General features: G+C 70.3%; 13 protein-coding genes and 1 pseudogene. 7 read left to right on the forward strand and 7 right to left on the reverse strand.

The annotated features are described in order from the left end of the window. Position 1: 1 nt before the first annotated feature. The 3 genes from ACZ64A_RS28000 to ACZ64A_RS28010 all read right to left on the reverse strand — a co-directional run bounded on the left by ACZ64A_RS28000 (position 2) and on the right by ACZ64A_RS28010 (position 2,558). Positions 2-454, reverse strand: a complete 453-nt coding sequence (locus ACZ64A_RS28000) for a GNAT family N-acetyltransferase (RefSeq protein ID WP_469814198.1) — start codon at positions 452-454, stop codon at positions 2-4. 136 nt (positions 455-590) lie between these two features. Then, positions 591-1,163 carry a dihydrofolate reductase family protein gene (locus tag ACZ64A_RS28005; RefSeq protein ID WP_469814200.1) on the reverse strand — a complete coding sequence of 191 codons (573 nt, stop codon included), beginning with the start codon at positions 1,161-1,163 and terminating at the stop codon, positions 591-593. Between the two features lie 513 nt (positions 1,164-1,676). Continuing rightward, positions 1,677-2,558: an SDR family oxidoreductase gene (locus ACZ64A_RS28010; protein ID WP_469814202.1), complete on the reverse strand. Its 882-nt coding sequence runs from the start codon at positions 2,556-2,558 to the stop codon at positions 1,677-1,679. 105 nt (positions 2,559-2,663) lie between these two features. On the opposite strand from ACZ64A_RS28010, the gene ACZ64A_RS28015 reads away from it, so the two are divergent. Then, positions 2,664-3,245, forward strand: a complete 582-nt coding sequence (locus ACZ64A_RS28015; RefSeq protein ID WP_469814203.1) for a TetR/AcrR family transcriptional regulator — start codon at positions 2,664-2,666, stop codon at positions 3,243-3,245. 71 nt (positions 3,246-3,316) lie between these two features. Here ACZ64A_RS28015 and ACZ64A_RS28020 read toward each other — a convergent pair whose 3' ends face one another. After that, positions 3,317-3,562 (reverse strand): hypothetical protein, encoded by a 246-nt coding sequence (locus ACZ64A_RS28020; protein WP_469814205.1) that lies wholly within the window; start codon positions 3,560-3,562, stop codon positions 3,317-3,319. Between the two features lie 251 nt (positions 3,563-3,813). Here ACZ64A_RS28020 and ACZ64A_RS28025 point away from each other — a divergent pair, with 251 nt between their 5' ends. From ACZ64A_RS28025 to ACZ64A_RS28040, 4 genes and pseudogenes are all read left to right on the forward strand, one after another. After that, on the forward strand, positions 3,814-5,454 hold the full coding sequence (locus ACZ64A_RS28025) for an APC family permease (protein WP_469814207.1): 1,641 nt from the start codon (positions 3,814-3,816) through the stop codon (positions 5,452-5,454). A 187-nt stretch (positions 5,455-5,641) separates the two neighbouring features. Beyond that, a pseudogene (locus ACZ64A_RS28030) lies at positions 5,642-5,996 on the forward strand (hypothetical protein); the annotation flags it as partial. Between the two features lie 46 nt (positions 5,997-6,042). Next, positions 6,043-6,765, forward strand: coding sequence for a peptidylprolyl isomerase (locus ACZ64A_RS28035; RefSeq protein WP_469814208.1), 723 nt, complete (start codon positions 6,043-6,045; stop codon positions 6,763-6,765). 332 nt (positions 6,766-7,097) lie between these two features. Further along, positions 7,098-7,331: an ACT domain-containing protein gene (locus ACZ64A_RS28040; RefSeq protein WP_469814210.1), complete on the forward strand. Its 234-nt coding sequence runs from the start codon at positions 7,098-7,100 to the stop codon at positions 7,329-7,331. Between the two features lie 36 nt (positions 7,332-7,367). Here the strand turns inward: ACZ64A_RS28040 and ACZ64A_RS28045 are convergent, their stop codons facing one another. Further along, complete coding sequence (locus tag ACZ64A_RS28045) at positions 7,368-8,297, reverse strand: AraC family transcriptional regulator (RefSeq protein ID WP_469814212.1); 930 nt, start codon at positions 8,295-8,297, stop codon at positions 7,368-7,370. A gap of 113 nt (positions 8,298-8,410) precedes the next feature. Between ACZ64A_RS28045 and ACZ64A_RS28050 the strand changes: the two genes are divergently transcribed. Further along, the gene (locus tag ACZ64A_RS28050) at positions 8,411-9,091 is read left to right on the forward strand and encodes an NAD(P)H oxidoreductase (protein WP_469814214.1); all 681 of its coding nucleotides are present in this window, start codon (positions 8,411-8,413) and stop codon (positions 9,089-9,091) included. 306 nt (positions 9,092-9,397) lie between these two features. Here ACZ64A_RS28050 and ACZ64A_RS28055 read toward each other — a convergent pair whose 3' ends face one another. Further along, positions 9,398-9,757 carry a MerR family transcriptional regulator gene (locus tag ACZ64A_RS28055; protein WP_469814215.1) on the reverse strand — a complete coding sequence of 120 codons (360 nt, stop codon included), beginning with the start codon at positions 9,755-9,757 and terminating at the stop codon, positions 9,398-9,400. 61 nt (positions 9,758-9,818) lie between these two features. Here ACZ64A_RS28055 and ACZ64A_RS28060 point away from each other — a divergent pair, with 61 nt between their 5' ends. Next, positions 9,819-10,958, forward strand: coding sequence for an alkene reductase (locus ACZ64A_RS28060; protein WP_469814217.1), 1,140 nt, complete (start codon positions 9,819-9,821; stop codon positions 10,956-10,958). A 652-nt stretch (positions 10,959-11,610) separates the two neighbouring features. On the opposite strand, the gene ACZ64A_RS28065 is transcribed toward ACZ64A_RS28060, so the two are convergent. After that, the gene (locus tag ACZ64A_RS28065) at positions 11,611-12,585 is read right to left on the reverse strand and encodes a GlxA family transcriptional regulator (protein ID WP_469814219.1); all 975 of its coding nucleotides are present in this window, start codon (positions 12,583-12,585) and stop codon (positions 11,611-11,613) included. Positions 12,586-12,633 lie beyond the last annotated feature (48 nt).

The following is a 12,633-nucleotide window of genomic DNA, read 5'->3' on the forward strand; positions in this document are numbered from 1 at the left end:
TCTATGGCGTCATGTCACGCAGGTCAGGGCGGTTCCTGGGCAGCCCGAAGCCCGCCATCTGCTTCTCCTCGTAGGACAGAAAGCCAAGGCTCCGGTAGAACGCGTGATTGCGCTTGCCTTCCGGTGACGACTCGTGGTCTGTGGAGAGGAGGAAGAAGCGGCAGTGCGAGTATCGCTGCATGAGGCGCTCGACCAGGGCCCGGCCGACGCCCTGCCGGTGATGCGCTGGGTTGACCACGACGTCCTGGACGTAGCAGATGTGTTCGTCGTCGGAGACGGTCCTGGCCAGTCCGAGGAGCGTTCCTGAACCGTCTCGTGCGGTGATGACGAGGTGAGAGTTCCGCAGGCCGCGGCAGAGCTTGTCGACGTCGGCGGTGTAGCCCTCCCAGCCGACCGAGTCGTAGAGGCTCAGCATCTCATCAGGATCGAAAACGCTCTCTTCCGCGATGAACACGCCAAACCCCCTGCGGCCGTGCCGCTTCTCGATGCCGACTTCTCACCGCATCTGACTTCACGCTCGTCAGCCACGTCAAGATCGGCAACAGTCGGTCAGCCAGCCTGGGCAACCAAGAAGGTGCTGGTCGGCCGGCTCAGCGACGGACGCGGTAGCGGATGTGAGTGGCCTCCGGCGTGTCGATCACCCGGATGATCTCCAACTCGATCGGCGACGCCAAGACGTCGAACAGGCGACGGCCATCGCCGAGCAGCACCGGGATCTGATGAATCTGCACCTCGTCCAGCACTCCGGCCTCAAGCGCCCGTTGCGCCGTGTACGCGCCACGCACCTGCACGTCCTTGTCCCCGGCGGCGGCCTTGGCCTGTGCCATCGCGCTTTCGATCCCGTCGGTCACGTAGGTCACCAACGGATAGCCCCAACGGGCGGCGGGGCCGGGCGGGCGGTGACTGGGCACGAAGATCGGGAGACCACCGTGATCACCGCCCCAGTGATCCATGAGCTCGGCAGTGCGTCGTCCCACGAGCACCGCACCGGCTGTGTTCCATTCGTCCTGGAATCGCGCGGCCGGCCCGGACGGCGGGCCGGACTCGTCCTCAGACCCTGCCCACTTGTGCAGTCGTTCGCCATCGTCGCCGCCCAGAAAATCGTTTGGATCGGCGATATATCCGTCGAGTGACATCGACATGTCGAGCACTGATGCGGACACTTCGACCTCCTGTCGTTTCGATCCAGACTGGCTCAACGGTGCTGTAGACCCGGCATGGCGGCATTACTCATCGGGCATCACCGCGGCAACAGCTCACATAGCCTGCTTGCCTGGCGGGGCAGCCTCTTCCAGGCCCGGTTTCCCGACCTGGTGGACGCGGCCCGAGGCTGCCTGATGGCTTTGGACTTCGATGGTGAGCAGGTCGCGTGGGCGGGGGGGGGTCGAGGGGTTGCAGGGGCGCGTGGCCGCCGGCCCCCGGAGCGTGCCCCCCGCCTCGCACAGGGGTCGCCAGCGCGCCTGATCGTGTTCGGCGTCTTGCAGGTCGGCGGTACAAGGAGCGGCGCCACGCTGGAGGGCGAGGCCCCGGCGCAGCCGCGCCCCGGCATTCCCCGGCAACCACTCCCCGTGCGTCGTCCCGCAGGCCGAGGCCGTCATCGGGATCGGCTACGGGGGCTGCGCGCGGTCGCCGCCGAGTTTGCACGGCACGCGGGACTGAGGGAGCCGGCCGTGCCCTCAGGGCTGGATCTTCTCCAGGTCCTCCAGGAGGCTCGGTCGGGTCGGCTGCCAGCCGAGGGCGGCGCGGGTGTGTGCGCTGCTCGCCGGCTGGTCGGCTGCGAAGATCGGTCCGAGCGTGCCGAAGCTCTCCTCCGGCACGGACTGCGACGGAATGCCGAGGCGCCGCCCGATGACCGCGGCGATGTCCCGTACGGCGTCACCCTCGTCGGCGACGGCGTGCCAGGCGGTGCCGGCCGGGGCCTTCTCCAGGGCGAGACGGAACAGCACGGCGGCGTCGAGCGCGTGCACGGCGGGCCAGCGCTGGGTGCCGTCACCCGGGTAGCCGGCCACGCCCGTGCTGCGGGCAATCTGGGTGAGGAGCCCGGCGAACCCGCCCTCGCCCTCGTTGTGCACGGTGCGCGGCAGCCGGACCGCCGAGCTGCGCACGCCGCGCGAGGCCAGGCCGAGGGCGCGCTCCACCGAGACGCTGCGCCCGCCGACCGGCCCGTCCGTGGGCAGCGGGTCCTCCTCGGTGGCGGGGCGTCCCTGTGCAAGGGGCGTGCCGGAGACGGTGACGAGCGGTTTGCCGGTACCCACGAGGGCGTCACCGAGCGCGCCGAGCGCGGCGCCTTCCTCGGAGACGGCCTGTGCGAGCGCCTCCGGTGAGCTGAAGTCGTTGCTGAAGGCGAGGTGGACGACGCCGTCCGCCTTCTCCGCCTCGCCGCGCAGCACGTCGAGGTCGGTGAGTTTGCCGCGGACCACGTCGGCGCCGGCCGCCCGGGCCTTCTCGGCGGAGGCGTCGGAGCGGGCCAGGGCGGTGACCGTGTGTCCCGCGGAGAGCAGTTCGGCGACGGCGGCGGAGCCGATCAGGCCCGTGCCGCCGGTGATGAAGACGCGCATGGCGGACTCCAGGGTGCGAGGGAACAAGTGATGCGACAGATGTCGCATCACTCGCCACGCTACACCCGATGATGCGACACGTGTCGCATCACTTAGAGTGGTCGTATGCCGAGATGGAAGCCGGACGCCCGGCAACGCCTGGTCGTGGCGGCGCTGAGCCTGTTCGCGGAACAGGGCTACGACGACACGACGGTCGCCCAGATCGCCGAGCGCGCGGGCCTCACCCGCAGCACCTTCCACCGGCACTTCACCGACAAGCGGGAGATCCTCTCGGCTGGGCAGAAGACCCTCAGTCGCCTCCTGATCGAAGGCATCACCGACGCCCCCGCGGACGCGACGCCGATCGCCGCCGTCGCTGCGGGCCTGGAGCGCGCCTCGGGGGAGATGACCTCGTTCAACCGTGAGCTCAGTCCGCTCCTGCACGCGGCGATCGAGGCGAACGAGGAGCTGCAGGAGCGCAACGCGCTCAAGATCATAGGCATGGCCGCCGCGATGGTGGGCGCCCTGAAGCAGCGCGACGTCCCCGAGGCGACCGCCCAAGTCGCCGCCGAACTCGGCGTCCTGGCCTTCAAGCTGGGCTTCACTCGCTGGGCCGACCCGGCACGGGACGACGCCCCCGGTGAACTGGCGACGCTGACACGGGCGGCGCTCGAGGAACTCCTCGCGGCGGCGCAACGCCTCGACTAGACCTCCGCCAAGCCGGGGCCGACGCCCGCTGGTGCCACCTGTGGTGGGAACACCCCGTCGCTCTCCCCCTCTCATGCGGTCCTGCCCAGCGGCGCCGTCTGCGGGATCGCGGTCGCCGTTCCGGCCTCCCTCGCCGCGCGCTCCGCACGGGCCCGGCGCAGGGCCGCGGCCTGGCGGTGGCACTCGGTGCGGGCCTGCTCGACCGGGGCCGGGGCCGCCGCCAAGGGCGCGAAGGCGGTCTGTTGCAGGTTGCAGCTCGGGGTGATCGACGAGGCCGCGTACGCGCGCGTGCGGGACGCGGGCCTTGAGATGGTCATGGAGGCGTTGCCCGGCGATCGAAATTCCCCCTCTGCGCTGGCGAATCTCCTTCTACTCACAATCTGCTGCTGAATATTGACATTCGCATACGCGCCTGACCTGTGACAAGGCCGTGACTGAACGTGTGCTCAAGACGCCTACTATCCCGGGTCAAGATTTGGCTAACAGTCTTTGCTCACTCGGAAATCGTCTCTAGCGTGTGGCCTTCTTGCTCGCTCCCGCGTATACGAAATCTGAGAGGCCACTTGACATGGCGAATGTCGACCAGGCTGCACCGGTAGCCACAAGCGACACCGGTAGTGGTCTGCGCCGCGACGTCGGACTCATCGGTCTGATGTGGGCCTCGGTTGGCTCCATCATCGGCTCCGGCTGGCTGTTCGGCGCCGAGAAGGCCGTTGTGGCTGCGGGCCCCGCCGCGATCATCTCGTGGGTGATCGGCGCGGTGGCCATCGTGCTGCTCGCCCTGGTGCACGCCGAACTCGGCGGCATGTTCCCCGTAGCGGGCGGCACCGCACGCTACCCGCACTACGCCTTCGGCGGCCTGGCCGGTATGTCCTTCGGCTGGTTCTCCTGGCTGCAGGCCGCGACGGTGGCTCCGATCGAGGTCGAGGCCATGATCGGCTATGCCAAGCACTGGCACTTCGCCGACGGACTGCAGAACACCAACGGCACGCTGACGGCCAGCGGCATTGTCGTCGCGGTCCTCCTGATGGCCGTGTTCGTCGCGGTCAACTTCCTCGGTGTCCGCGTCCTGGCACACACCAACAGCGCCGCCACCTGGTGGAAGATCGCGGTGCCGCTCGCGGCGATCTTCATCATCGCGATCGGCAACTTCCACCCGGCCAACTTCACCTCCGAGGGCTTCGCGCCGTTCGGCGCCAAGGGCGTCCTCACCGCGATCAGCTCCAGCGGCATCATCTTCGCCCTGCTCGGCTTCGAGCAGGCGATCCAGCTGGCCGGCGAGAGCCGCAACCCGAAGCGTGACCTGCCGCGCGCGACCCTCGGTTCGGTCGCGATCGGCGCCGTGATCTACGTCCTGCTCCAAGTCGTGTTCATCGCCGCCCTGCCGCACGCCTCCTTCGCCAAGGGCTGGGCGAACCTGGCCTACGCCGGCATCAGCGGCCCCTGGGCGGGTCTCGCCTCAGTGGTCGGCCTCGGCTGGCTGGCCTGGGTGCTGTACGCCGACGCCATCATCTCCCCCGGCGGCACCGGCCTGATCTACACCACTGCCACCTCCCGCATCTCCTACGGCCTCGCCAAGAACGGCTACGCGCCGAAGGTGTTCGCCAAGACGGACAAGCGCGGTGTGCCGTGGTTCGGTCTCGCGGTCTCGTTCGTGACCGGTGTGATCTGCTTCCTGCCGTTCCCGAGCTGGCAGACGCTGGTCAGCTTCATCACCTCGGCGAGCGTGCTGATGTACGCGGGCGCCCCGCTGGCCTACGGCGTCTTCAAGGACCGTCTGCCGAACCACGAGCGTCCGTACAAGCTGCCGGCCGGCCAGATCATCGCCCCGCTGTCCTTCGTGGTCGCCAACCTGATCATCTTCTGGTCCGGCTGGGACACGTTGTGGCGCCTGGGTTTTGCGATCCTCATCGGCTATGTGCTGCTCGGCTCGTACGCCTGGTACGCGGTCCGCAAGAACCTGCCCAACGCGCCGCGGCTGGACTTCAAGGCCGCGCAGTGGCTGCTGCCCTACCTGGCGGGCATCGGCGTGATCTCCTACCTGAGCACCTTCGGCGGCAACGGTGAGCTGCCGCTGTGGTGGGACATGCTGGTCGTCACGGTGTTCTCGCTCGGCATCTACTACTGGGCCAAGGCGACCGCGTCCGAGCCCGAGGCGATCGAGCGCAGCATCGAGGAGGTCGTGGTCACCGACGCCCCGGCCCACTGAGCCACTCCTGCACCAGGTGTCCCGTCAGCCCAGCCGTGGCTGACGGGACACCGTCATAATGCGGGAGTTCCGCGCCAACAACAGCCGGGCGCACGGCCCGGGCGTGCGGAGGGGACGCGCCTGGATGCCGTGAAACCCCGCCCTGCACTGCTGCGCCGGTGCCGGCCTCACACCCGTATTCGCGGACCGCGGGCCGGTGTTCGTCACCCACCGCCGCGCCGGACCGGGCAAAGTGCTCTCCGTCCGGGATGTCTGCCCCGACACCGGCCTGGTCCGCCTCTCCTACGGCCAGGCCCGCGCCCCACCACCACACCGCCCTCGCCGGGCCGGGCACCGGCTGGGACCTGCATGAATCCCGGCACTCCTCCCTGCCCCACCTCGGCGAGCGAGGCGCCTCCGAGCTGATGCGGATGGCGAAGTCCCTCCACAAGAAGGTGGAGAAGGGGGAGCGGGGTGGGCCACGGCAGTGGCCCGGGGCCGGGCCGGAGGCCGTGGCCGATGTGGCTTGCCGACGGGTACTCGCCCGCCGGGCCGCGCCCTAGACTGCGACCGCTCCGAAATCTGACGATCTTCTGGAGGGTGTGCAGGATGAACCGAGCGCTCATGGCCGCGTTGGCGGCAGCAGGGTTGGTCGTGTCCGGGGGCACCACCGCCGCCGCTTCCGATGCCCCGCCGCGGACCACGCACGGTCCTTGCCAGTACGCCCAGACCCCGGACGAGCCGGCGGCGCGGCCGGTTCCGCTGCCGCCCGACCCGCGGCACACCCCCGGTCACGGCACGGTCGACGTGGCTGTCCCGACCAGCCAGGGCCCGCTCCCGCTGCGTCTGGACCGGACGAAGGCGCCGTGCACGGTCCAGAGCTTCGTACACCTGGCGCGGCACCGGTTCTACGACCGTACGGTGTGCCACCGGCTGACGTCGTACCCGACGCTGAAGGTCCTGCAGTGCGGCGACCCGACCGGCACCGGCGAGGGCGGTCCGGGATACCGGTACAAGGACGAGCTGCCGGTGGACCTGCCGCCGGCGCCGAACGATCCGACCGGTGTCCGTCGCCTCTACGGCCGCGGTCTGCTGGCGATGGCCAACGCCGGTCCGGACACCAACGGTTCGCAGTTCTTCGTCGTCTATGGCGACTCCGCGCTGCGACCGAACTACACGGTGTTCGGCACGGTCGGCCCCGCCGGCCTGAAGACGCTCGACAAGATCGCTGCCGGCGGCATCGAGCCGACTGCGCAGGACCCGGCGCCGGTCGACGGCACGCCGAAGCTGAGGACCGAACTGCTGCGCGTCCGGCCATCCTGCCGGCCCTGACGCACTGCGGTGTGTTCACCGTCGCCCGGCGCCGCGTCCGGACGTAGGCGGCGCCGGCCTGCGCGCATCCGCCTAACAGGTCAGCTCCGCCGAGACCCCGAGGACCGGCGAATGGCTTGTGACGGCGATGGACGAGGTGAACGAGCGATTCGTGGTCCCGCATCACCGGGGGAGCCGCGCCAGCGGCACTTGACCATGGTGCCGGCGGCTCGGCCGCAGAATCTGCGCGTGCTGGAGGGCCGCTTCGTTCTCCCGCGGGTGTCCGATTCAGCGCGGTTGCCGCCGACTCCGACCTGCTCGCGCTGGTACAGGGACCGGACGGAGGTGCGGCGATGCTGCGCGACGACACGGCCGAGGACGGATGGGCGGCGCTGTGGAACGGCGATGATGCGCACGACCCGGAGGCGACGGGGATGCTCAGCGCCATCGTCGCGCCGCTCGCCGCCGGCGACCTCCCGGTCCGGACCGCCGCGAGCCACGAAGGAGACCTCGTGCTCGTCCCGGCCGATCGGCTCGACGAAGCCGTCGCAGCACTGCGCCGGGCCGGTCACCAGGTGACCGTATGACCCACCGCGTCGCATTGCCCTCGGCGGATCACACCGTCAGGCCGCGGCGGTGCGGAAGACGCTGGGGCTCAGGCCGCGGTGGCGCTTGAACGCGGCGCTGAAGCCGAAGGCATCGGCGTAGCCGACGGATGTGGCGATCCGGGCGATGGCGAGGTCGGTCTCGCACAGCAGCGCCTCGGCCTCGTCCATACGGCATTCGGTCACATAGGCGAGCGGAGGACGGCCCATGATCTCGGTGAAGCGCTTGGCGAACAGCGCCCTGGAGACGCCGGACTCGGCCGCGAGCGCGGCCACCGTCCACCTCCGGGCGGGCTCGGCGTGGAAGGCCTGGAGAGCGGGGGCGAGCATCGGGTCGGCCAGACCGCGGTACCAGTCCGGCGCCTCCGAACGTGCTTCCTCGAACCAGGCGCGCAGCGTGCACACCAGGGCCCAGTCCAGCAGACGGTCCATCAGCGCCTGCGAGCCGGCCGAGCGCCGGGCGGCGTCCGCGGCGGCCTGCTCCAGCCAGTCGCAGACGTCGGCGTCCGCGCTGACCACCAGCACCGGCGGCAGGCCGCGCAGCAGTCGCTCGTGGCGACGGCCCGAGGCACGGTAGGCGCCCACGACCAGCGCGGTCGCTCCGTCCGGATCATTGCCCCAGTGGATGCCGCCGAGGTCCTCACCGGTGCACTCGGCGGATTCCGTGAAGCAGGCGATCGCGTACTCGGCGCGGGGACGGTCGAAGGAGGCCGGCCCGTCGCTGAGGTGAAACGTGTCCGGGCCGCGTACGACGGCCGTGTCACCGGCGCGGACCGCTCGTTCGGTTCCGTCGGGCAGGCGCAGCGTGCCGGCGCCGCGCAGCACGCTGACCATGGTGAGCGGAGCGCCGTCGGCGAAGCGGATGGTCCAAGGCGCTTCCAGCACAGCGTTGCTGACCACCGAGCCCTCGGCCCGGATGCCGCTGAGCAGAGAACTCAAGGGATCCACGGGGGCCATCGTAGACGAACTCCTATGCCATGAAGCGTTTCCCCTATGGATCATCCAGTCGATCACTCGTGTACTGGGACGGCAGCACCGACGGACACCAGTCAGGAGAAACGATGCCGCACCTCGCCAACGCAGCCGGGACCGCCCTGGTGGTCATGGCTCACCACCGCGCCGACTCCCTCACGGCGCACACCGCCCGCCGTACCGTCGCACAACTGAAGGGCGCCGGATACGGCGTCGACCTGCTCGACCTGCACGCCGAAGCGTTCGACCCGCGGATGAACGTGGCGGACCAGCCCGACTGGGGTGACCGGGACAAGCCGTACTCCGACGAGGCCCGGGCCCACATGCGGCGCATCCTCGACGCCGATCTCGTCGTCGCCGTGTTCCCCGTGTACTGGCAGAGCGTGCCTGCCCTCCTCAAGGGCTGGATCGACCGCGTGTGGAACTACGGATTCGCCTACGGACGCAGCAAGCCCCGCCTGGCCGGCAAGCGCATGCTGTGGCTGGGCCTGGCCGGTGTCACCTCCGACGATCCCGTCGCGGAGGGGATGCGCGCCGTGCTGGAGACCAACCTGAGCGAAGGCATCGCCTACTACTGCGGGTTCTCCCACTCCTCCGTCGCCCTCCTCCCCGACGCCGAGGAGCGCCCCCAGCGACTCGACACCGAGGGCAACCTGCTGGTCGGCGAAGCGGTCGCGGGAGCCCGACGCGAGGCCCAGTACGCCGAGTTCGACCGCCGGGCAAGAAAGGCGGTGGAAGAGTTCCTCGCGGCACAGCCGGTGGTGGGCTGAGGATCACGGCGCCGCCGGTGGTGGGATGAGTAGCGCGGTGGCGGGATGACCGGGCCGGCCGGGCCGCCGCGGAGCGTTGCCGCGGACGCGGATGACGCACCGGCGAATAAGCCGCGGTGGCTTTCGGCCAACCCAGCACAACGCGGCCGGAGGAGCGGCATCTGGAGAGGAAGCCGAGTGCCTGACCAGGCTGCGGCCGCCCCGCAACCACAGTCACGGGACCTCTCGGCGGCCGTACTGGCGCCCCGGCACCGCGCCCCCGGCACTCTGCCGTCCCGGCACGAGCCGGTCCGGAGGTACGGCCGGTCAGGCGTTCCGGGCCGTGCGGATGACCTCGTCCAGGGTCTCCCGGGAACGGCGCAGGTCGGCGATCATGCGGTCGATCCGCTCGCGCTCGGCGCTCAGGTCCTGCACCAGACGGGGAGTGGCGATCGCGGAGGGTCCGCCGTCCCGGTCGCGCATGCAGGGCAGCAGCTGCCGGATCTTCTCGCTGTGCAGCCCGGCCGCGTACAGCTCCTGGATGCGGATGACCCGGTCGACGGCCGCCTCCGGGTAGTCGCGGTGGCCGCCGGGGGTGCGCTCGGCGGTGAGAAGCTCCTGGGTCTCGTAGTAGCGCAGCGACCGCTCGCTGACGCCTGTGCGCCGGGCCAGTTCACCGATCCGCATGTCCACCTCCGACGGAAGAGAGCTTGAACCTCACATCAGTGTCAAGTTTTACCGTGCCGGCATGACGCGGACAACGGACTTCCTCGCCCCCGCCCGGCTCGGCCGGCTCGCCCTCCCCAACCACCTCGTGATGGCCCCGCTGACCCGCAACCGTGCGGAGGCCGACGGTACCCCGACGAATCTGATGGTCACCCACTACGCTCAGCGGGCCTCTGCCGGGCTGATCATCGCCGAGGGTTCGACGCCCAACCCGGTCGGGCAGACGTACCCGGACATCACCGCGATCCACACCGACCGGCACACCGCCGGCTGGCGGCGGGTCACCGATGCGGTGCGGGCGGCCGGCGGACGGATGTTCCTGCAGCTCCAGCACGGGGGCCGGGTCAGCCACCCGGCGACCACCGGCCTCACGCCCCTCGCACCCTCCCCCCTCCCGCTGCCGGAGACGATCTTCACACCACAGGGCCACCGGCAGGCCGCCGTCCCGCGCGCGATGACGACCAACGACATCCGGGCCACGATCGACGACTTCGCCGCCGCGGCACGCCGGGCCGTCGACGCGGGCTTCGAGGGCGTGGAGGTCCACTCGGCCAACGGGATGCTGCTGCACCAGTTCCTCGCGGACAACACCAACCGCCGAACCGACGGCTACGGCGGCTCGGTCCAGCGGCGCGTGCGGTTCGCGGCAGAGGTGACCGAGGCGGTGGCCGACGCGATCGGCGCGGACCGGGTGGGCATCCGTATCTCCCCCACGAGCACGGTCAACGGCGTTCTGGAAGAGGACACCGACGGCCTCTACGCCACGCTCCTGGACCGCCTGAAGGGGCTGGACCTCGCCTATCTGCACCTGGTGCGCTCCGACCCGTCCACCGGCTGGTACCGGCGGATCCGCGCCGACTGGCCCGGCATCCTGATCGGCAACCCCGACCTGGCCGCCCTGTCCACGCAGGCCGTCACCCGGGCCGCGCGGGAGATGCTGGCGGCCGGCGCCGACCTGGTCGCGCTCGGCCGGCCCTTCCTCGCCAACCCGGATCTGGTCACCCGGCTTCGCCTCGGAGCACCGCTCAACCCGGTCCGGGACCGGTACTTCATGTATGTGGGCGGAGCCACCGGCTACAACGACTACCCCGCCCTGACGGATCAGGCGGGGCCGCCGTCCAGCGCCTCGACCGAGGTGTTGGACGGGACACGGGTCGCCTGAAGATCACGGGTCATCTCCTCCGCCGCGGTCCAGCACCCGTACCGACCGAGCGTCCCCGCCCCAGCTCGTGGACGAGTGGTGCGCAACGCTGCACGGACCCTTGTGGTAGGGCGCAAGCGCTGCAGCGGTGGTACGCACCCCGCCCACCGCCAAGCCCGGGTTCGGCGCGCGTGAGCCCGCCGTTCGAGCCCCTGTTCTGGGGCGTCCTTCCCGCCAACCCGGGGATGCTCCGTGACGGCGAGGCTGCGGTTTGCGGCGAGGAAGGACATCCTTGCGGCACGTAGGAATGCTCCACCCGGCCGTCTCCTCGGCCGGGCCCGGGTCCTCACCGGGGACACGAGGGAGCTCCGCATTCGGCGGTGAGGCTTTGGCAACTCCTCGCTCCGCCGCACGCAACGTCCAAACCGGACTGCGGTGGCAGGCGGGACGGTCGGGGACGGGTCCTCGAACTCGCGGGCTGCTTCACGCCATGCGGGATCGCCGGAGATGACGAAGCTGTCTCCGCGTACGAAATCCGGCACAGAGGGAGGGGCGTCGCCGGGGGCCGGCGCCGGCGGGGGACATTCGGCCGTCACACGGGGTTTGCTCGCCGAGGGGATGGAGCAGGCGTGGGTCCGCGGCGCACAGTGCGGGCATTTCGACGCTGCGCACGTCAGTTGGGTGCGGTAGAGGTTCGATCTGACTCGGTGGCTTTCCAGGTTGCCCGGTACGTATGCGGAGTCGTACCGGTGACGCGCTTGAACCGTTCACGGAAGGCGGTGGCGGATCCGAAACCGGCCTGTACGGCGATGCGCTCGACGGAATGATCGCTGTTCTCGAGCAGGTACTGGGCGTGCCGGACGCGTGCGCGGAGCAGCCATTGCAGCGGGGTCGTGCCGGTCTGTTCACGGAAACGGCGGCTGAAGGTGCGGGTGCTCATGGCGCAGCGGGCAGCCATGGCTTCCAGGGTGAGGTCCTCGCCGAGGTGGTCCTGGATCCAGGCCAGAGTCGGTTCCAGAAGTGAGCCGCGAGGCAGCGGCGGGGGGCCGTGGACGATGTACTGGGCCTGGCCGCCCTCTCGTTCCAAGGGGGTGACGGCCAGTCGGGCCGCGTCCGCGGCGACGGCCGAGCCCAAGTCGCTGCGGATCATATGCAGGCACAGGTCCATGCCGGCGGATGCCCCGGCAGAGGTGAGCAGTTGACCGTTGTCCACGTAGAGGACGTCCGGGCGCACTTCGATGGTCGGGTACTGCCGGGCGAGCTGATCAGCGGCGATCCAGTGAGTGGTGGCGGCCAGGCCGTCCAGCAGACCGGTGGCGGCCAAGGTGAAGGCGCCGCCGCAGATCGTTGCGATGCGTGCGCCGTGGGCGGCGGCGTCGCGCAGAGCCTGAAGAGCCTCGACCGGGGGCGGGCCCGCATGTTCCTCCCGGCCGGGCACGATGATCGTGTCGGCGTCGGCGAGGCCGTCCAGACCCCAGGGCGCTCGGATGGTGAACGTTTCGGTCGGCACCTCCGGTCGGGTACCGCAGACGCGGACCCGGTAGGGGCGACGCCCGTCCGGCAGACGCACGCGTCCGAACACCTCCACCGGGATGGCCATGTCGAAGGCCACCGTCCGGTCCAGCGCGAGAATCGCAACCGTGTGCATCCGCGCAGACTACGCCCACTTCCAGCCGTACCGGATTGCCCTGGTCCC

Source organism: Streptomyces sp. NPDC104814 (assembly GCF_055583185.1).

Excerpts from the sequence above, each read along its gene's own strand:
- ACZ64A_RS28065 (WP_469814219.1), bottom strand. The coding sequence starts at position 12,585 with ATGCACACGGTTGCGATTCTCGCGCTGGACCGGACGGTGGCCTTCGAC.
- ACZ64A_RS28050 (WP_469814214.1), top strand. The coding sequence starts at position 8,411 with ATGCCGCACCTCGCCAACGCAGCCGGGACCGCCCTGGTGGTCATGGCT.
- ACZ64A_RS28010 (WP_469814202.1), bottom strand. The coding sequence starts at position 2,558 with ATGCGCGTCTTCATCACCGGCGGCACGGGCCTGATCGGCTCCGCCGCC.
- ACZ64A_RS28060 (WP_469814217.1), top strand. The coding sequence starts at position 9,819 with ATGACGCGGACAACGGACTTCCTCGCCCCCGCCCGGCTCGGCCGGCTC.
- ACZ64A_RS28025 (WP_469814207.1), top strand. The coding sequence starts at position 3,814 with ATGGCGAATGTCGACCAGGCTGCACCGGTAGCCACAAGCGACACCGGT.
- ACZ64A_RS28040 (WP_469814210.1), top strand. The coding sequence starts at position 7,098 with ATGCTGCGCGACGACACGGCCGAGGACGGATGGGCGGCGCTGTGGAAC.
- ACZ64A_RS28035 (WP_469814208.1), top strand. The coding sequence starts at position 6,043 with ATGAACCGAGCGCTCATGGCCGCGTTGGCGGCAGCAGGGTTGGTCGTG.
- ACZ64A_RS28055 (WP_469814215.1), bottom strand. The coding sequence starts at position 9,757 with ATGCGGATCGGTGAACTGGCCCGGCGCACAGGCGTCAGCGAGCGGTCG.
- ACZ64A_RS28015 (WP_469814203.1), top strand. The coding sequence starts at position 2,664 with ATGCCGAGATGGAAGCCGGACGCCCGGCAACGCCTGGTCGTGGCGGCG.
- ACZ64A_RS28020 (WP_469814205.1), bottom strand. The coding sequence starts at position 3,562 with ATGACCATCTCAAGGCCCGCGTCCCGCACGCGCGCGTACGCGGCCTCG.